Here is a 20141-nt window from a genome sequence, read left to right on the forward strand (position 1 = left end):
TCAGGCGACGATCTGTTCCAGCGCCGCGCGCGCGCCCAGCCCATACAGGCTGGCCAGCGCTTCGCCCACCGCCTGCGTGAACGCGGGTGTGTCGGACAGGTCGCCAAACAGCTCGCGCATGGACAGCAACGGCGCGGCGTCCGCCCCGCCCTGCAGCGCCAGAGCGCGCAGGCGCGCCGCGTACGGATCGTTCAGCGGCATTGCGCGCCCCGCTTCGTCGTGGCCTTCCAGGTAGCGGAACCAGCACGCTACGGTAAACGCCAGCAGCTTGATGGCACCGCCTTGCGCCAGCGCTTCGCGCACGGATGGCAGCACGAATTTCGGAATACGCGCCGAGCCTTCCGTGCCGATGCGCGCCAGTTGGTCGCGCACGGCCGGATTCGAAAAGCGCTCGATCAGGGTGGCCTTGTACCGTTCCAGATCGATTCCTTCCACGCTATCGAGCAAAGGCGTGACTTCATCATCCATCATGCGCCGCACCAGCAGGCGGATGCCAGGATCATCCATCGCTTCATGCGCAAACGTGTAGCCGAGCTGCATGCCGATGTAGCACAGGGCCTGATGGCTGGCATTCAAGAGACGCAGCTTCATCTTTTCATACGGCAGCACGTCGTGCGTCATCTGCGCGCCCACCTTTTCCCAGGCCGGGCGGCCATGCGGGAACTCGTCTTCGATGACCCACTGGCGGAACGGTTCGCATACGACGGGCCAGGCGTCGACGATGCCGAAGCTGTCACGCAGCAGCGCCCGGTGTTCATCGGTGGTGGCCGGCGTGATGCGGTCGACCATGCTGTTGGGGAAGCTGCCATGCGTGGCCAGCCAGCGCGCCAGTGCTGCGTCGCGCAGGGCGACAAAGGCCAGCAGCATCTTGCGCGTCACATCGCCATTGTTTTGCAGGTTATCGCAGGACATGATGGTAAACGGCGCCAGTCCCCGCTGGTGGCGCAGGGCCAGGGCGGCGGCCAGGTAGCCGAACGAGCAGCGCGGCGCCTCGGGATGCGCCAGTTCATGCACGATATCGGCATGATCCGCGTCAAATTCGCCCGTGCCCTGATTCACATAGTAGCCGCCCTCGGTGATGGTCAGCGCGACGATGCGCGTGCCGGGGTCGGCCAGCTTATCCAGCACGGCTTGCGGCTCGTCGGGCGCATACAGATACTCGCCGACGCTGCCGATGATGCGCGCGGTATCGCCGGCCGCGCTTCGTTCGACCACCGTGTACAGCCCGTCCTGCGCCCGCATGGCGTCGCGCATGGCCGCGTCATGCGCCAGCAAGCCCACGCCGCAATAGCCCCATTGCTCATTTCCGGGCAAGGCCAGCAAGTCATCGAGGTACACGGCCTGGTGGGCGCGGAAGAAGCCGCCCACGCCGATATGTACGATGCTGGCCACGAGCGCCTCGCGCGCATACGCGGGCACGGCTACGTTGCCGGGCAACTGCGCCAGGTTCGCCTGGTTCAATGCGATGGCTTCCATTACAGCGCTCCTTTCGCCGCCGCGTAAGTCTTGCCGGCGCGGTCAAAATAGTGGACGAAGCCCGGCTCGAACGTCAAATGCGTCTGCTGGCCCGGCTGCAGGCTGCTGCGTTCCGCGCCGCGCGACACCAGCTGCACATTGTTCGGCAAGCGCACATAGGTCAGGGTTTCCACGCCCAAGGATTCGACCAGGTCGACGGTGACGGGCACGCTGCCCTGCTGCGCCGCGCCCAGGTGCACGTGCTCGGGGCGGATGCCGACAAAGCCGTCCGCCTGCGCCGCGCTGCCCGCCTGCGCCAGCAACTGCGGCGCCGCGTCGGCGGGCACCACGTTCATGCTGGGCGTGCCGATGAATTGCGCCACAAAACGGTTGGCGGGACGGTCATACAGTTCCAATGGCGAGCCATGCTGTTCGATCTGGCCGTCGCGCAGCACCACCACGCGGTCGGCCAGGGTCATCGCTTCGACCTGGTCGTGCGTCACATAAATCGTGGTGGCGCCCAGCTCACGGTGCAGCTTGGCGATCTCGATGCGCGTCTGCACGCGCAGGGCCGCGTCCAGGTTCGACAGCGGCTCGTCGAACAAGAACACTTTCGGGTCGCGCACGATGGCGCGGCCGATGGCCACCCGCTGGCGCTGGCCGCCCGACAATTCCTTGGGCGTGCGCTCCAGGTATTTCCCCAGGTCGAGGATGGCGGCCGCCTTGTCGACTTTTTCGCGGATGATGGCCGGATCGACGCCGGCCAGTTTCAAGGCGAACGACATGTTCTGGAACACCGTCATGTGCGGATACAGCGCATACGACTGGAACACCATCGCCAGGTCGCGCTTGGACGACGGCACGTTGGTGATGTCGCGCCCGTCGAGCGACAGCTTGCCGCCGTCGATCGGTTCCAGGCCCGCGATCAGGCGCAGCAGGGTGGATTTTCCGCAGCCGGACGGCCCGACGAAGACGACGAACTCGCCCTGTTGGATGTCCAGGTCGATGCCCTTGATGGCGCGGTGCTCGCCAAAGAATTTTTCGATATTGCTCAGTTGAAGGTAAGCCATGATGTCATCCAATAGTGTTTACTTAACAGCGCCAAAGGTCATACCTTGGACCAATTGTTTCTGGCAGAACCAGCCCAGCGCCATGATGGGCGCGATCGCCATCAGCGAAGCGGCCGACAATTTGGCCCAGAACAGGCCTTCCGGGCTGGAATACGAGGCGATGAGCCAGGCCAGGGTGCCCGCGTTGGAGGCGCCCAGGTTCAGCGACCAGAACGATTCATTCCACGACCACACCATGCAAACCAAGGCCGTGGAAGCGATGCCGCCCACGGACAGGGGCAGCACGACGTGGCGGAATTCATCCCACACGGTGGCGCCATCCATGCGCGACGCTTCCAGGATTTCGCGCGGCAGCTCCTTCATGCTCGTGTACAGCAGCCAGATCATGATGGGCAAATTCATCAGCATGAACATGATGGTCAGGCCGATGCGCGTATCGAGCAGGCCGAAGTACTGGTAGCAGATATAGATCGGCATCAGCGCGCCCACGCCGGGCATGTAGCGCGAGCTGAGCATGAATTTCAGCAAACCGATGGTGCCGCCCGTGGGAAAGAAGGCCATCGAATACGCGGCCGGGATGGCGATCAACAGGCCGATGGCCGTCGATACCACGCTGGTAAACAGCGAGTTCCACGCGTAGCCGAAGTAATTGTCGCGCGCCAGCACTTCGCGGAAGCTGTCCAGGGTCGGCGTGAAGAACAGCAGCGGCGGCGTGGAAATGGCTTGCCCTTCCGTCTTGAAGGCCATCAGGCCCAGCCAGAAGATGGGAAAGAACAGCAGCAGCGCGCACAGCCAGGCGGCGGCCGTGCGGCCATACAGATTGAATTTGCTATGCATCAAGGTCTCCTTATTTCGACAAATTCTTGCCGATGACGCGCATCAGGAAGAAGGCGGCGATGTTGGCAATGAGCACGGCGAACAGGGCGCCGGCCGAGGCCGCTCCCACGTCATACGGCAGCAGTGCCTGCTGATAAATCATGAAGGTGATGGTGGTCGTGTCGAAACCGGGACCGCCGCCCGTGGTGGTGAAGATTTCCGCAAAAATCGACAACAGGAAAATCATCTCGATCATCAGCACCACCGAAACGGCGCGGCCCAGGTGGGGAATGTAGAGATAGCGCAACTGCTGCAGATAGGTGGCGCCATCCATGCGCGCCGCTTCCAGCTGTTCGCGGTCCATCGATTGCAGGGCCGTCATGAAGATCAGGCAGGCAAACGGCAGCCATTGCCATGAGACCATCATGATGATGGAAAACAGCGGGTGGGCCGACAGCCAGTCGACGGGCGTGGCGCCAAAAAACAGACTGATCTGCGCGAACAGGCCGTAGATCGGATTGAGCAGCATGTTTTTCCACATCAGGGCATTCACGGCCGGCATGACGAGAAACGGCGAAATCAGGAGCACGCGCACGATGGCGCGCCCGGGGAACGCTTCATTGATCAGCAAGCCCAGCGCCGTGCCCAGCACCACCGTGATCAGCATCACGGAAAACAGCAACGTAAACGTGTTCTGCAAGGCCGGCAGGAACGAGGCATCGGTAAAGAAAAAGTGGAAATTGGCCAGGCCATGGAAAGGATGGCCGCTCGGATCGAGCATGGAATAGCGCACGAACGCGTAAAACAGGGTAATCAGCAGCGGAACGACGGAAATGACGGAGACGGCGACCACGGCCGGCGTCAGCAAAGTCCGGGGGATAATGCGTTTCATAATGTTCTCTTGGGACGTGAGGTATCTTTTAAACCCGCAAGGCGGAAATACCGGGGTCGGACCCTGAGGGGGAATGCGGCCCAATGGGACGCATTCCGATCCGAAGGACCGACCCCAGCTTTCGCGGCTGGGGTTACAACAGCAACACCTGTTTTACAAACCAGACGGCAAGAAAGGTCTTACTTGTAATAGCCGCCTTTACGCATTTCCCTCTCCGCCGTCTGCTGCGACAATTCCAGCGCCTGGTCCACCGTCACCTTGCCCAGCAGCGCCGCCGCCATCTGCTGACCGGCCGCCACGCCGATCACCTGGAATTCGGGGATGGACGCGAATTGCACGCCCACGTACGGCGACGGCAGCATGGTGCTTTGCACGGCGCGCGTGGTGGCCAGGGCCTTGCCTTCGGCGGCGGCAAATTTCGCCACTTTCTGGAACTCGGGGCTCGCATACGTCGACTTGCGCGTACCCGTCGGCACGTTGGCCCAGCTCGTTTCCTTGGCCACCAGTTTCACGTAGTCGGGCGAGGTGGCCCAGTTGATGAAGCGCTGCGCCTCGTTCGGGTGCTTCGAGCTCGACGGGATGGCCAGCGACCAGATCCACAGCCAGTTGGCGCCCCGCTCCGTCACGCCGATGGGCGACTGGGCAAACGCCACCTTGTCGGCCACCTTGCTTTGCTTGGGGTCCGTGATGAAGGAGGCGGCGATCGTCGCGTCGATCCAGATGCCGCACTTGCCCTGGTTGAACAGCGCCAGGTTTTCATTGAAGCTGTTGGCGGCCGCGCCCGGCGGGCCGTATTTCTTCATCAGGTCGACGTACATGGTGACCGCGTCCTTCCACGGCTTGCTGGTAAATTGCGGCTTCCATTGCATGTCGAACAGCTGGCCGCCGTAGGAATTGGCCATGGTGGTGATCAGGGCCATGTTGTCGCCCCAGCCCGGCTTGCCGCGCAGGCAGATGCCGTACACGCCGTTGGCCGGATCGTGCAGCTTGGCCGCCACGTCGCGCAACTGGTTCCAGGTGGGACGGTCCTCGATCGTCACGCCCGCTTTTTTGACCAGGTCGCTGCGGTACATGATCATCGAGCTTTCGCCATAGAACGGCGACGCGTACAGCTTGCCGTCGCCGGACAGGCCTTCGCGGATGGCGGGCAGCAGGTCGTCGATATCGTATCTGGCGTCCGGCTTGATGGGGATCAGCCAGTTTTTCTTGCCCCAGATGGGCGTTTCATACAGGCCGATGGTCATCACGTCGAACTGGCCGCCCTTGGTGGCGATATCGGTGGTCATGCGCTGGCGCAAGACGCCCTCTTCCAGGGTCACCCATTTGAGCTTGATATCGGGATTGGCTTGCTCGAAGAACTTGCTGAGCTTTTGCATTTCGATCATGTGGCCGTTGTTGACGGTGGCGATGACCAGGTCGGTGGCGGCAATCGCGGACGAGGCGAAGCAGAAGGCGCCGGCGCACAGCGCGGCAATGGCGGAACGTTTCATTGTGTGTCTCCAGTGTTTTTTGTCGTTGGCAATGCCCAGGTACTTGGCACCACGACCACAATGTAGCACCGGACTTTGATACTTTCTGATACTCCAAAACCGCAATTCGATACTCTTTTGCAGCGCCGCTATGCACCAGAGTATCGATATTAAGTAAAAACAACACTTTGAAAGAAAGTATCGTCACTTGCACGTTTTGTATCGGCCTGGTTAAAAAAGCGCTGCTAGACTTGGTTTTCGGCATTAGACCGTGTGCGCTGGCCGTCCTCCGGGCGCCAGCGCTACCACCTACATTCTTCTGGAGACCGCATGAATCGCACTGCATTGAAAACCTTACCTGCCCTGCTCCTGGCCATCGCCAGCGCTTCCGCCATGGCCGATCCCATGTATCCAAGCGATGCCGAAGGCTTCCACGGCTACCTGCGCGCCGGCGCCGGCAGCAATACCTCCGGCGACGGCGGTTCGCAAGGCTGCTTCGGTCTGGGCGGCAATACCATGAAATACCGTCTGGGCAATGAGTGCGACGCCTACACGGAATTCGGCTACACCAAGTCCGTCGCCAAGTCCGGCGGCGTGAACTACCTGGCCACCATCTGGGTCAACGCCTACGCGCCAAACTCCGATTTCGGCGACAACAAGCTGGGCATCGTCAAGGCCTATGTCGAAGCGCAGGGACTCGATTTCCTGAACGGCGGTACGGCCTGGATCGGTAAACGCTTCTACTACCGTCCTGATATTCACATGCTGGACTTGCAGTACATCAACATGAACGGCACGGGCGCCGGCCTGGACCGCATTCCTGCGGGCCCCGGTAAATTCTCGTACGCCTTCTTCAAGGACAACGACATCAACACCGTGTCGAAGACCGGCGTCGTCAGCACCAAGTCGGCCGTGCGCCAGAACTTCATCTACGGCGAGATTCCCGTCAATGAAAACGGCACGCTGGACCTGGCCGCGACCTACATCATCGGCGAAGGCAAGGACAACGACGCATTTGGCCAAAAGCACAATGGCTGGCAGTTGTCGGCCTTCCACCGTCAAGCGAAAGTCTTCGGCGGCGGTAATACCTTCGGCGTGCAGTACGGCGTCGGTCCCGGCACTGGCAAGGGCGCGCAGTTCGGCGCGTCGGGCGACACCAATTTCGGTTCGGACGTGAAACGCACGCGTATCTTCAATGACATGGCGATCCAGCCGATGGCCAATTTCGGCATGGAATTCGTCGCCCTGTGGCAAAAAGACGAGTCGAACGCCACCGGTTCCTCGACCTGGACCTCGGTCGGCGTGCGTCCTGTGTACGCATTCACCAACAACTTCAAGCTGGTGGGCGAACTGGGCACGGACCGTGTGACGCAAGCGGGCGGCCTGCCGGCCAAGCGCCTGACCAAGCTGACCATCGCCCCGACGATCTCGGCCGGCCCAGGCCTGTGGTCGCGTCCTGAACTGCGCGCTTTTGTCACCTACGGCAAATGGAACGATGCGGCCACCGCCTCGGTCAACGCGTCGAACAACGGCGGCCCGATCTACAACAACAATACCAGCGGCACCTCGTATGGTTTCCAGGTGGAAACTTGGTTTTAAGCCAGTTTAACGGTCGCAATTAAAAAGGGCGGAACCTCGGTTCCGCCCTTTCCTGTTTACCCTGCCGGATGCAACTTAGGGCAAGGCCACCGGCAGTTCCGGGTATTCCTGCGTCAGCGCATACTTGGTGCCGCCCACGGTGACCGTGTAGTTGGCCGGTCCCGAGATCGGCAAACGGTAATTCAAGGTCAGCGCCACGGAGCCGCCCGGCGCCAGCGATTGCCAGGCGGGAATCGCGAAGCGAGCCCGGTTGTAGTTCTTCGTGAAGCCGCCGATATTGTTCGGCCCCGTGTAGCCGGCATTGATCACCGTCAAGCCGAAGCCGGACTGGTCGCTCATGTCCGATGGCGCGGAAACAGGGTAATCGAACTCCACCACAGTGCCGCCCGGCAAAGTCGACGCCGTGTTGTTCTTCACCGTCATCACGGGATTGATGGGGAAGTTGTTGTCGCCCAGCTTCCAGCCGCCCAGGGTGATGCTGACGTTGGCCGCCGTGGCCGGCATGGCGATTTCGGCGCGCTTGTTGCCGTACGCGCCAGCCGTGCGGAAGGCCTGGTACAGCACGTCCGTCAGGGTGGTGCCCATGAAGTACTCGCCCTTGCCGCCGTTGCGCGTGGCATCCCAGGCATAGTCGCCCGCCATTTCCCAGATCATCACGCCACCGATATTGTTGTTGACGATGTACTGGGCCTTGGCCGCGATCGACTGCGTGGTTTCCGTGGAAATGAACACTTTTTTCGTCGCATTCCACAGCCACGGCGCCACCATGGTGCTGCTGTAGTACGGCACATACGTGCCCACCAGCGCCTTGTCCGTGACTTTATACGCATCGAGGTAGCTTGGAACTATGCCGTTTTGCAAGTTCAACGCATGCCAGATGGGGTTGCCGCCGCCGGGCGTGGGTTTGCCTTGGGAGTCGAGGTCGTACCACACGTTATCGATGCCGGTGGCGCCCATGCCGCAGGTTTTCACGCCCGCGCAGGTGACTGTGGAATTGGTCAGCGCCGTCGTGCCCCACAGGCCGTTGGTGCCGCCCGTCACATCCTTCCAGCCCCGCGTGTAGAACGGCACGCCGATATTGATGCGGCCCGCCTGCATGGCGCCCCGGTAGTAGCGGTAGGCCCAGTCCGTGTTCAGGTAGCCGATGTTCTGGTACTGGTAGGCGTTACCGGCACGCAATTCACCATCATTGCCATCGTCAAACAGCGCCGCGTTCGGTCCCACATACTGGTTCCACGCGCCGTGCAAGTCGTAGCTCATCAGGCTGGCGTAATCGAGATATTTCAATCCCGACATGTTTTCCTCGCCACGCAAGACCCAGCCCGAAGCGGAGCCGGCGATGGTGAGCAGATAGTATTTATTGTCCTGCACGGCCGCTTCGTCGAGCTTCTGGCGCAGTACTTTCAGCAGCACGTTGTAGCTCGTCATCAGGCCGGCCAGACGCGGTTTCGAGGCGGCGAAGTCGTTCGGATTGCCCGCTTCATTGTTGGTGGTCGGATGTTCGTAATCGACATCGACGCCATCGAAGAAGTTGTACTGGCGCACGAAGGCCACCATGGAGTCGGCCAGGGTGTTGATGCCGGCCGTGTTGATGCTGCCGTCCGCATTTGTCGTGGCCGTGTAAAAGCCGCCGCTGCCGGCCCAGCCGCCCACGGAAATCATCAGTTTCACGCCTGGATACTTCTTCTTGTATTGCGCCAGCAAGTTGAAGTGGCCCTTGTACGGCAGCGACGGGTCCATGGCCGCCGCCGGCACGCTGGGCCAGGTCAGGCCCGTATCGGGATTGGCCGCGCCGCTGCCGATGGCGATTTTCGAGGTGGCCGGATCGACGGAGGCGAACGCATAGTTCAGGTGGGTGATCTTATCCCACGGCAAGTTATTCACCAGGTAAGTCGGGCTGCCATCGGCGCCCGTGCGCCAGCTGGCGAAATAGCCGACGATGCGCCGGTTCAAGCCATTGCCCAGCACTTCGCGCCCGTTCGCGTCATACACCTTGCAATACGGCACATTCGGCACGGCCGAGATCAAGCCGTCGGGACGGCAAGCCGTGGGGGTAGGCGTGGGCGTTGGCGTCGGTGTCGGGGTCGGGGTCGGGGTCGGGGTCGGGGTCGGGGTCGGGGTCGGGGTCGGGGTCGGGGTCGGGGTCGGGGTCGGGGTCGGGGTCGGGGTCGGGGTCGGGGTCGGCGTCGGGGTCGGCGTCGGCGTCGGTGTCGGCGTCGGTGTCGGCGTATCGATCACGGCCCAAGGTCCCCACTGGTCGGTGGCGCTGGGGACATTGCCCTGCGTCCACCACTTCGCCTTGTAGCTGACGCCCTGGTATATGACGCACTGGCCGCCCGTGTAGGCGGTGGCGGCATCCCAGACGGCGCACGCCTCGACGGCGGCGAGCAAGGTGTTCGGGGTGGCGGTCGTGCCTTCCTGGCCGCCGCCGCAAGCGACGAGCACGCCGCTGAGCAGGGCCATCAATAATGCATTCGATTTCATGAGGTGTCTGTCTCCGTTATGGTTATACAGGTTGTACATTGTGAGCTTGTTGCAGGCCCCTCAAGGGGCTCTTGTCAACTGTTATCCCTGGCTGGCTTTTCCTTCTTGGCTGCTACTGCAACTTCACATTCCAGTTGGCTTCCACGCATTTCACGTAGTTCCCGGCCAGCAAGGCGCTGTACGGCGTCTGATAGCTGACCAGCTGGCATTGGTTCTCGCCACCGGCGCTCCAGTTCTTTTCCCAGTAGATGTTGTAGGAAGCGGAACTGGCCGGGGTGAAGCGCTGCATGTTGGCGCACGACAATTGTTCGCCGGAATAATCCCAGCCCATGTCGGCGGCAAATTGCTTGTAGTAATCGATGCGGTTTTGCGCGGCCTGCTTTTCCGTGCCCTGCCCGCATTCGGCATTGATGATCATGATGGTGGTGGCAAAGTTATTGCCCGCACCGGCCGCCGTATCGGCCGCGTTCGGCACCCACGTGCCGTCGAGCACGTGCAGCATCGATGGTTTCGGCGGTTGCGGATAGACAAAGAAGAACGTGGCCGAGGCCAGGTTCAGCCAGGTCGACGCGACGAGGTCCGGGTTCTTCAGCAGCACGGACTGGTCACCGTCATGCATCGCTTGCGAAAACGGACCGTAGTTGTAGTTGTACGACAGCTGCTTGGCGCCGCGTCCAAAGTACTTCTTGAAGCTGCCATCGGCGTTCTTGCCGCAGGTCCACACCTTGTTGAAGACGGGATCCGCGCACTCGATGTTGTAGCCGCAGCCGGCGCCCGTTTCATCGCAGCCCAGCTCTCGCAAATATTTCAAGCCCTGGCGCCATTGCGGCAAGGGGCTGCTGGCGTTATGGTCGCCCGTTTCCTGGCCGAAGTGGGCAAACATGGTGGCCAGGCTGTGGCGGCAGATGGCGTCCGCGTTGCGCCCGTCGCCGTAGTCGTCGCACACGGCGGGGAACTTGGCCACCGCTTGCAGGAAGCGCTGATACGTATAGCTGGCGTCGCGCGCGGCAAAATAGTAATCCCACTTCGCCGCCGGCAGCAGGCGTTCCACGCGCTTGACGTTGAGCGGATTGCCGGCCAGGCCAGGCTGGACGGCTTCGACGGCTGTATTGCCCAGGGTGCGGATCGAGGCCTTGACCTTGCGGAAGAAATCGTTGTTCGTCAGCGCCGCCTCGTTCGCCTCGGCCTGGGCTTTGGTGGGCACGCCTGGCGTGGGCGTCGGTGTCGGTGTCGGTGTCGGTGTCGGTGTGGTGGAATCCAGGCTCCACGGTCCCCACTGGTCGTTGCCCGGCGCCGTGCCCTGCACCCACCATTTGGCCCGGTACACCTTGCCGTCGTACACGGCGCACTGCCCTGCCGTGTAGATGGCAGCGGCGCTCCAGGCCGTGCAATTATCGCTGGCGGCGGTGGCGGCCAGCAGGGTCGATGGGGGTTCGGTGGTGGTGGAATTGCCGCCGCAAGCGAGCAGCGCGCTGCCCAGCAAGCCAGCCATGAATGGCGTAGCCAGCCGGCTTGATTGCCGTGTCTTCACATTGTCTCCTGAACGTTATACGAAAACTATCGAAGTAGCTTTTTATGTTGTACGTAAAGAAAGCACAGCGAAGCATCGGCTTTCTGCACAGAGAATGCGACGCCGAAAATTGGTAGTCAAGTGGTTTTATATAGCGGTGTTTTTTACAATACCAGTGACTTCAGGCGGTACGGCCACGGTACGCCAGGCGCAGAGTGAGGGAGAGAGAGAAAAGCGAAGTTTGCGGCACCTGCCGGCAATACCGCGCCGGCAGCGCCGTGGCAAGTGGTATCAGCACTGCCGCAGGTATTGTCAGGCCGATGGCGTTGCCGCGCGTTGGTGTTGCGGATAATACAGTTCATAGAACCAGCCATACGCGCTTTCGATCTGCGCCTGGATGCGCGGGGGAATCGCATGCGGCTTCGGCGCGCTGATCGTCGCCTGCTGGCGGTGCGTGTATTTCATGCGGTAATGGCTGTCGCTTTCCTGTATCCCCACGGCAAGATCGTGCGGATCGATCTGGAACGGCGCCAGGCCCAGCCACGCATACAGGTGCGACAGGCATTCCACCGGCCGCACCATCAAGTCTTCGAAACGCACGAAATACAGCTTTTTCTGCACCTCGAGCGGCAGGTCCAGCACGGCGTGCAGGGAGCTCAGGGGCGCGCCTATGGTGCGGTCCTTGGCAAACAGCATGTCGGCACGGCCCAGACGGTCGAAATCGGCCAGGTGGTCGACAAAATCGAGCAGGATGGTGCGCTGGTGCTGCGCTTCGATGGAACCATAGACCTGGCCCAGTTCGCGCACGCAGACGATGATTTTCGCTTCCGGCGCCAGTTGCAGCAGCATCTCCACGCAATGCAGCCAGGCGCGGTTCTTGTCCACCACACCCTGCTTGCCGCAATCCTGATACCAGCCGCGTAGGAAGCCCTGCATGGCTGTTTTCAGATGGCCATAACTGGCGTCGAAAGTACTGTCGAGCTGTGACAGGAAAAACGCGTCGTCGCTGACCATGCGCCGCATGCCCAGCAAGGTATTGCACAGGGGGGAGCTATTGCCTTCGCAATGCAGGTCGGGATGCTGCGCCAGCAACTGGCACAGCAAGGTGGAGCCAGCGCGTGGCAAACCGGCCACGCCGATGAAATTGGATGTCATGCGATGGTACTTTCTGTTCAGCGCTGCTCTTCTGACGGAAAACAAGGATGGTGCAGCCATTATAAGAGTGATGCGATGACGCGACGGCATAAAAAATGCCGCTTCGAAACACGAAGCGGCACTCCGACGCCATCATGCGGTGACGCAGCGGGCTTTACTGGCTTTCCTGGCGCGTGTTGCCGCCTGCTTCGGCCGGCAAGCGCAGGCCGGAATCGACCACGCTCAGGCGCAAGCCTGGCAGGACGTTGCTGACGACGTTGCCGGCCAGTTGTACCACCGGCGCGCTGCCTGCGTTACCCTTCTCTCCCTCGCGCGGCGCCTCCTGCGTGGCGGCGGGCTTGCCTGGTGCCGTCTCGCCACTGACGATCATGTCGGCCTGCACCATATTGCCCTGCGATGGCGCCACGGCAACGGCCGCGATCACGCTGGCGACCGCGCTTTGCAGCGCTTCCGTCGGCTTGACCTTCAGCACGCCTTCCACATAGTTCAAGGCGTAGTTGTTCGACGCCTGGCCCGATGCCGATACCAGATAATTGCCGGCCGCGGATGCCGTCGTCGCCGGCGTGCTGAACGTCAGCTTGCCGCTCACTTCGGCGGCCACCGTGTCGCCACCGAGCAGGCCGCTGTAACCGGCGCTGAAGTCGGGGTTGACGCGTCCCTGGTCTTTTTCAGTGTTATCGACTTTGACCGTCAGCGCCGCCTGCGAAATCGTGGCCGTGGTGCTGGCGCTGGTGTTGACCACGTAATTGCCCGCATCCGTGCCGCCCAGGCTTATGCCTGCCACCGTCACCGTCTTGCCGACGCCCGCATTCTTGTCGCTGAAACTGGCGCCATCGCTGGCAATACTCAGCTGATCATTGCCGATGCGATTGTCGCGCAAGGAGACGGCGGCATGCGTGGTGGCGTCATACACCTTGTTGACGCCGCTGGCGCTGACCGTCAGGGCGGCTGGCGTAATCGTGGCCGTGGTGCTGGCCTGGCTGCTGGCCAGTACATAGTTGCCCGCATCGGCACCGGCCAGGCCCAAACCGCTGATGGTCACGGTCTTGCCGATCGCCGCATTCTTGTCGCTGAACGCGCCAAGCACGGGTCCGCCGCCCAGGCTCAGGGCGTCGCCGGCCACCATGCCATTGAAACTGGCGCCCGCCAGGTTCAGGCTGGCCGCCGTGCCACCGTCATACACCTTGTTCGCCGCCACGATACCGGAAATGGCGCTGATGGACGCCTTGCCGATATCTGCCCGCACCCCGCTGGCATTGCTGAAGGCATAGTTGCTGACCAGACCAGTGCCGTCCGTGACCGTCGCGCCCGTAACATTGACCACCTTGTTGCTGCCCGCGTTCTTGTCGCTGAAGGCGCCTGTCTGGTTCGCCAGATTCAAGCTCAGCGTTTCCATGCCGACCAAGCCGCTCAAGGCGCCGCCCGACAGCGCGGCCTGCCGCGTGCCGTCATAGTCCCGGCTCGCCGCCGTCACGCCCGTCACCGTCAACGCTTTCGGCGTGATATCGGCCCGCACCCCGCTGGCATTGCTGAAGGCATAGTTGCTGGCCAGACCAGTGCCGTCCGTGACCGTCGCGCCCGTGACATTGACCACTTTGTTGGTACCCGCGTTCTTGTCGCTGAAGGCGCCTGTCTGGTTCGCCAGATTCAAGCTCAGCGTTTCCATGCCGACCAAGCCGCTCAAGGCGCCGCCCGACAGCGCGGCCTGCTGCGTGCCGTCATAGTCCCGGCTCGCCGCCGTCACGCCCGTCACCGTCAACGTTTTCGGCGTGATATCGGCCCGCACTCCGCTGGCATTGCTGAAGGCGTAGTTGCTGGCCAGGCCAGTGCCGTCCGTGACCGTCGCGCCCGTGACATTGACCACCTTGTTGGTGCCCGCGTTCTTGTCACTGAAGGTGCCTGTCTGGTTCGCCAGATTCAAGCTCAGCGTTTCCATGCCGACCAAGCCGCTCAAGGTGCCGCCCGACAGGGCCGCATCGAGCGTGCCGTCATACACGCGGCTGCTCGCGCTCACGCCGCTGACGGTCAACGCCTTTTGCGCAATAGTGGCCGTCACGCCAGTGGCGTTGCTGACCGAATAATTGCTGGCCAGCCCCGTGCCATCGACCAAGGTCGCGCCCGTCACCGCGACGGCCTTGCCCGTGCCCGCGTTCTGGTCACTGAAACTGCCCACCTGCCCCGTCAATCCCAGCGTTTCACCGCCCACCAGGCCATCCAGAGTGCCGCCGGACAGGCTGGCCTTGGTATTGCCGTCGTAGGTCTTGTCGCTGGCTTGCACGCCGCTCACCGTCAAGGCCTTTTGCGTGATGCCGGCCTTCACGGTGGTCGGGTTGCTGACCGTGTAATTGCTGGCCAGCCCCGTGCCATCAGCCAGGCTGCTGCCGCTGACGACGATGGTTTTGTTGCTGCCTGCGTTTTTGTCGCTGAACACGCCCGTCGCGCCGGACAGCAGCAGCGTTTCACCGCTGACCAGACCCGACAGGCTTCCACCGGACAGGGTCGCGTCGAGCAGGCCGTCATAGACTTTGTTGTCGGCCGTCATGCCCGTCACCGTCAGTGCCTTGGGCGTAATGTTTGCGCTCAGTCCGCTTGGGTTGCTGATCGTATAGTTGCTGGCGAGGCCGCCATTGCCGCCATTGACCAGGGTCGAGCCGCTGGCGGTGACGGTTTTGCCGGCGCCTGCGTTCTTGTCGTCGAAAGTGGCCACCAGTCCCGTCACGCCCAGCGTTTCCGAACCGACCAGGCCGCTGATCGAACCGCCCGACAAGGTCGCCTTGGTGTTGCCGTCGTAGACTTTATTGACCGCTGACATGCCGGTGATCGTCAGCGCCTTCGGCGTGATATCGCCGCTGCCGCTGCCGGTGCTGAGCGTCAGGTTGTAATTGCCCGCATCCGTGCCGGCCAGGGCGATGCCGCTCACGGCCACCGTCTTGCCGCTGCCGACGTTCTTGTCGGCAAACGCGGCCGTCGTCGCGCTGAACGACAGGCTGTCGCCGCTGAACATGCCATTGAACGTGGCGCCGCCCGCATTGATGGTGGCCTTGGTGTTCGCGTCATACACCTTGCTGTTTGCCGTGATGTTCGTCACGCTGCTGATGGTTGCCTTGCTGATATCGGCCGTCAGGGCGCCCGGATTGCTGACCGTATAGTTGCTGGCCAGCCCAGTGCCATCGGCCAGGGTGGCGCCGCTCACGGTCACGCTCTTGCCCGTGCCCACGTTCTTGTCGCCAAACACCCCCGACAAGCCGGACAGGCCCAGGGTTTCCCCGCCCACCAGGCCACTCAGGGTACCGCCAGACAGGGCCGCATTGAGCGTGCCGTCATACACGCGGTTGCTGGTGGTGACACCCGTGATGGTCAGGGCCTTGGCCGTGATATCGGCCAGCGCGCTACCCGTCGTGCCGGCAAGGATATAGTTGCCCGCATCGGCGCCACCCAGGAACAGACCGCTGATGCTGACTGTTTTTCCGGTGCCGGCATTCTTGTTGTCAAAAGTGCCCGTGCCGCTCAACGTCAGCGCATCACTGCCGATCTTGCCGGCGAATACAGCCGCGCTGGTGTCGAGCGCAGCGCCAGTCAAGCCGTCGTAGACCTTGCTGCCGGCCAGGATGCCGCTGATGCTGCTAATCGTCGCCGGCGTGATGTTGCCACTCACGCCAGTCAACGGCGCCAAGATATAGTTGCCGGCCGCGCTACCGCCGAGGGTGGCAGTCGCATTCACGGTGATGCCATTGCCGACATTCTTGCTGGCATAGGTCCCCAGCAAAGAGAGCAGATTGACATTACCAAGATCACCGGCCAACAGGCCTGCCAACGTGCCGCCGCTGATGATGGCGGTGGTGTTGCCGTCATATACCTTGTTGCCGGCACCGGCGCCGTTCAGGCTGAGCTGGCGCTGCGTGATCACCAGGCCGCCATCGATATAGCTGACCGCATAGCCGGACTGCCCGCCCGTGGCATACAGGCCGCTGGCCGACACGCTGTAGGTGCCAGCATTGACGGCGCCAGCGGCATTGCCTGCATAGGCGAGCGTACCGAGCAGGCTGGCGCCCGCCACCGTGTTCGAATACGTGACGCTATTGCTGCCACCGGCATAGACCACGCCGTCATACACCTTGCTGTCGTAGGAAACGCGCACGGCGACCTGCTTCATGAACGAACGCAGGAAAGGCGCGCTCTGGCCATCGTAGGCGACCCACATCTGGCCCAGTTCCCAGCCCGCGCCCGTGTAATTCGACAAATTCTTCAACTGCGCCGTCGTCACGCCCGTGCCACCAGCGCTCGATATCTTGCCGCTGGCCGTGCTATCCCAGTAACTGCCCGTGACGCTGCCCGCGCCAGTGCCTACCAGGCCGCCACCGGCGCCGCTCACGCTGCCGTTCGCATAACTGGTCGCGACACTGCCGCTGTTGCTGCCCACCAAGCCGCCCGCGCCGCTGCTGCCAGTCACCGCACCACTGGCATAACTGTCCTTGACCGTGCCCGTGTTCGTCCCCACCAGGCCGCCGACATTGTTGGCGCCAGTAACGGCGCTGGTGGCAAAGCTGCCGCTGACGCTGCCGCCATTCGTGCCCACCAGGGCGCCCGTATTGTCGCCGCCAGCGACCGTGCCGCCAGACAAGCCCACATTGGCGATCACGCCGCCGCTGCCGACGACGCCAAACAAGCCCACGCCCGCCACGCCCGGCTTGATAATATTCAGGCTGGAAACAATATGCCCGGTGCCGTCGAGGCTACCCGTGAAGGCCGACCCCGCCGTACCGACCGGGATGAAGCCCGTGCTGCCCCACACGTCGTTGCCGTTCGCGGCCGTGCTGGCTGCGCTGAAGCTGCTGCCCAGCGTGTAGCTGGCGGCCTTGTTCATTGCCATCAATTGCAGCTGGTGCGTGGAATTGATGGTGTTCGACCATTCCGACGCCAGCATGGGGCGCGTGCCGGCGCTGGCGCCATTGATCGATCCATCGCCGCTGACGAGGACCCAGTTGTTGCCCGTCGCGCCGGCCGTGCCGGTGAAATTAAATCCCGCGAAATTACTACCTTGCAACATTTGCGCGCTGGTCAGGCCCAGCGCGTTCGAGGTGGCCCCGTTGCCAGTCACGCCGATGGCGGCGATCATGCTATTCAAGCTCTTGTCGAAATAGGCATTCGTCACCGTGCCGCCGTTGTTATCGCCGACGATCATGCCGACGCTGGCGCCACCCGCCGTGAGCTTGCCCGAATAATAGACATTCGTCATTGTAAACAGGTTATAACCAACCACGCCGCCAACGGTGGAATTGCCAGTCACATTGCCGGTGGCATAGCTATTGCGTATCGGGCCATACGACAAGCCGACCAGGCCGCCGATGTTATTGCCACTGCCCGTCACATTGCCGGTGGCATAGCTGTTATCGACCGTGCCGCCGGACTCTATCCGCCCCAGCAAGCCACCCAGGCCAGAAGTCCCCGTGACATTGCCCGTGGCATAGCTGTTCATCACCACGCCGGTAGTATCGTTGATAGCGGCCAGGCCGCCGCCATAGCTGCCGCCCGCGCCACCGACACTGACGGCGCCCGTGGCATAGCTGTCGCTGATCGTGCCGCGGTTGTAGACGGCCAGACCGCCGGCTAAATAACTGCTCGAGCTGGTAGCGGCCGAACTGGAACTGCTCTTGATCAAACCACCAGCGGCATTCACGCCGACCAGGCCTGCAGCGGCGCCGTATCCATAGCCAACCCTGATATTCGTGGCGGCGACCGTCCCTGCAGCACGGCTGTTGCTGACCGTGCCCGCATTGGTGCCCACCAGTCCGCCCATATTGACGTAACCGGCGCCGTGCACGGCGCCGCTGCTGCTCACATTGTTGATCGTGCCAGCATTGTAGCCAGCCAGCGCGCCTACATCCGTGTAGGTAGCGCCGGACACGGCTTGCGAACCCGTGATATTGACATTGTTCAAGCTCAAGTTGCGCACGCTGCCGACGAGGCCAATATTGCCGAACATGGCCGCCGGCGTCTCGGCGCGGTTGATGGTCAAGCCATACAGTTCATGGCCCAGGCCGTCAAACTTGCCAGTGAACGGCGTGCCGGCGCTGCCGATCGGCACAAATCCCTTGCCGCTGTCCCAGCTGCCCGTGACACTGGCATCGACATTGCTGCCCAGGACATAGTTGCCGGACAAATTGCCCCGCATGCCCTGCACATCGCTGCCGCTGCTGCTGTTGAAGGCGCCCAGGCTGTTGATCACCTGATACACGGTCACGCCGCCATCGCTGCCCAGCTTGGTGCTGAAGTTATTACCCGATGGCAAATCGACTTCCGCCTTGACGTTGTAGGTGGCCGGATTGCTGGCGGCGGCGCCACTCTGGCCGTATTCCAGCGCCAGGCTGGCCGTGCCCGAGCCGCGCATGGCCTTGTTGATATTGATATTGTTTTGCGCCGTCAGGGTCAGCTTGTTGGCCGACCAATTGACGTTATCGTTGACGTTGATGTTGCCTTGCGTACCGCCTGCACCCGATACGCTCTGGATATGCACGTTGCCCGATTTCAAGGAGTTGCTCAGGAAGGTGCCCGTCATGTCGCCGCCGGAGACGGCGATATTGAAGTCGGTCGGGTCGATCAGCCACGTGCCCGACAAGCCCTTGTTCGACACCGTGCTCACCTTCAGCGCATCATCGATCTTGACGTGCGCGGCCGAGGTGTCGACAAAGCCGCCATTGCCCGTCAGGGGCGCGCTGGCGTCCAGCGTGCCGCCCGCGTTCACCGTGCCGCTCTGCATGTCGCCCAGCAATTTGATCGTACCGCCGCGCGTATCGATCGTGTGCGCCTCGATCACGCCCGTGTTGTTGACGACGGTTCTCAGCAGGTCGCCCGCCGCCTGCGCCGTCAAGACCACGCTGCCGCCATCGGCGCGGATCAGGCCGCCATTGTTGACCAAGGCGCCCACGGCGCCCGCGTTGACGGCGACATTGAGCAAGCCGTCGCCCGCCACGTCCAGCGTGATGGCGCGGCCCGCCGCCAGCGCCACCGAGCCCAGGCGTGCCTGGATCGTGCCTTCGTTCGACACGTTGGCGCCCAGCAAGGCCACATAGCCGCCCGGCGCGCTGATCGAACCCTGGTTCAGGACTTTACCCGTGCCATTGCCGGAAAACTGGTACTTGCCGGCCATGAAGTCGGCGTTGTTGATATCGAGCGTGGACGCCACCAGGCCCGCCGTGTTCACGGACGCGCCCTGGCCGAACAGCACGCCGTTCGGGTTGACAATAAACACCTTGCCATTGGCCGACAAGTTGCCGAGGATGGTCGTGCCATCGCTGCCCAGCACGCGGTTCAGCGCCACCGCATTGCTGTTGGGCTGCTGAAACTGCACCGACTCGCCCTTGCCGACATTGAAACTGGCCCAGTTGATGACGGCGTTCTGGCTGCCCTGCCTGATCACCGTGGCACCGGGCGTGCCGTTGATCGTTGCCTGCCCCGCCACCACCGTGCCGCCCGCCGGCCCGGCCAGCGCAAGACTGCCGTAGCCCATCATCAGCGCCGCCGCCATGCTGGTCAAGGCGAAATGCGCCCCGCCCCCGCTGCATCCGGGCATCGAGCGCTTGCCGGCCGATTTGACGTTTTCGGACACGGCGGCGTAGGCGCCGGTGGCCTGGTTCCAGATGGAGCGGTAGATGCGGTTCATGGCGGAGTCCTGATTTTTTAACTTATTAGTT

10 protein-coding genes are annotated in these 20141 nt (G+C 62.5%); 1 reads left to right on the forward strand and 9 read right to left on the reverse strand.

Annotation, left to right across the window (positions count from 1 at the left end; all coding sequences use genetic code 11):
• From KY494_RS07645 to KY494_RS07665, 5 genes are all read right to left on the reverse strand, one after another.
• Positions 1-1476, reverse strand: a complete 1476-nt coding sequence (locus tag KY494_RS07645) for a mannitol dehydrogenase family protein (RefSeq protein WP_219890486.1) — start codon at positions 1474-1476, stop codon at positions 1-3.
• Positions 1476-2525, reverse strand: a complete 1050-nt coding sequence (locus KY494_RS07650) for an ABC transporter ATP-binding protein (protein ID WP_219890487.1) — start codon at positions 2523-2525, stop codon at positions 1476-1478. The genes KY494_RS07645 and KY494_RS07650 overlap by 1 nt, the downstream gene beginning before the upstream one ends.
• Before the next feature lie 18 nt (positions 2526-2543).
• Positions 2544-3362 carry a carbohydrate ABC transporter permease gene (locus KY494_RS07655; protein ID WP_071078291.1) on the reverse strand — a complete coding sequence of 273 codons (819 nt, stop codon included), beginning with the start codon at positions 3360-3362 and terminating at the stop codon, positions 2544-2546.
• A 10-nt stretch (positions 3363-3372) separates the two neighbouring features.
• Entirely contained in the window at positions 3373-4233 is an 861-nt protein-coding gene (locus KY494_RS07660; RefSeq protein ID WP_219890488.1) for a carbohydrate ABC transporter permease, read from the reverse strand.
• A 179-nt stretch (positions 4234-4412) separates the two neighbouring features.
• Positions 4413-5723, reverse strand: a complete 1311-nt coding sequence (locus KY494_RS07665) for a sugar ABC transporter substrate-binding protein (protein WP_219134729.1) — start codon at positions 5721-5723, stop codon at positions 4413-4415.
• Positions 5724-6032: 309 nt separating this feature from the next.
• Between KY494_RS07665 and KY494_RS07670 the strand changes: the two genes are divergently transcribed.
• A complete protein-coding gene (locus KY494_RS07670) occupies positions 6033-7301 on the forward strand; it encodes a carbohydrate porin (protein ID WP_219890489.1) in 1269 nt (422 codons plus the stop codon).
• Positions 7302-7376: 75 nt separating this feature from the next.
• On the opposite strand, the gene KY494_RS07675 is transcribed toward KY494_RS07670, so the two are convergent.
• The 4 genes from KY494_RS07675 to KY494_RS07690 all read right to left on the reverse strand — a co-directional run bounded on the left by KY494_RS07675 (position 7377) and on the right by KY494_RS07690 (position 20110).
• A complete protein-coding gene (locus KY494_RS07675) occupies positions 7377-9785 on the reverse strand; it encodes a chitinase C-terminal domain-containing protein (protein WP_219890490.1) in 2409 nt (802 codons plus the stop codon).
• A 112-nt stretch (positions 9786-9897) separates the two neighbouring features.
• A complete protein-coding gene (locus tag KY494_RS07680; protein ID WP_308836421.1) occupies positions 9898-11316 on the reverse strand; it encodes a glycoside hydrolase family 19 protein in 1419 nt (472 codons plus the stop codon).
• Positions 11317-11607: 291 nt separating this feature from the next.
• The gene (locus KY494_RS07685) at positions 11608-12450 is read right to left on the reverse strand and encodes a sulfotransferase (RefSeq protein ID WP_219890491.1); all 843 of its coding nucleotides are present in this window, start codon (positions 12448-12450) and stop codon (positions 11608-11610) included.
• A gap of 154 nt (positions 12451-12604) precedes the next feature.
• Positions 12605-20110 (reverse strand): YDG domain-containing protein, encoded by a 7506-nt coding sequence (locus tag KY494_RS07690; RefSeq protein ID WP_219890492.1) that lies wholly within the window; start codon positions 20108-20110, stop codon positions 12605-12607.
• Positions 20111-20141: the final 31 nt, after the last annotated feature.

This window comes from Janthinobacterium sp. PAMC25594 (assembly GCF_019443505.1).
Classification (GTDB): Bacteria; Pseudomonadota; Gammaproteobacteria; order Burkholderiales; family Burkholderiaceae_D; genus Janthinobacterium.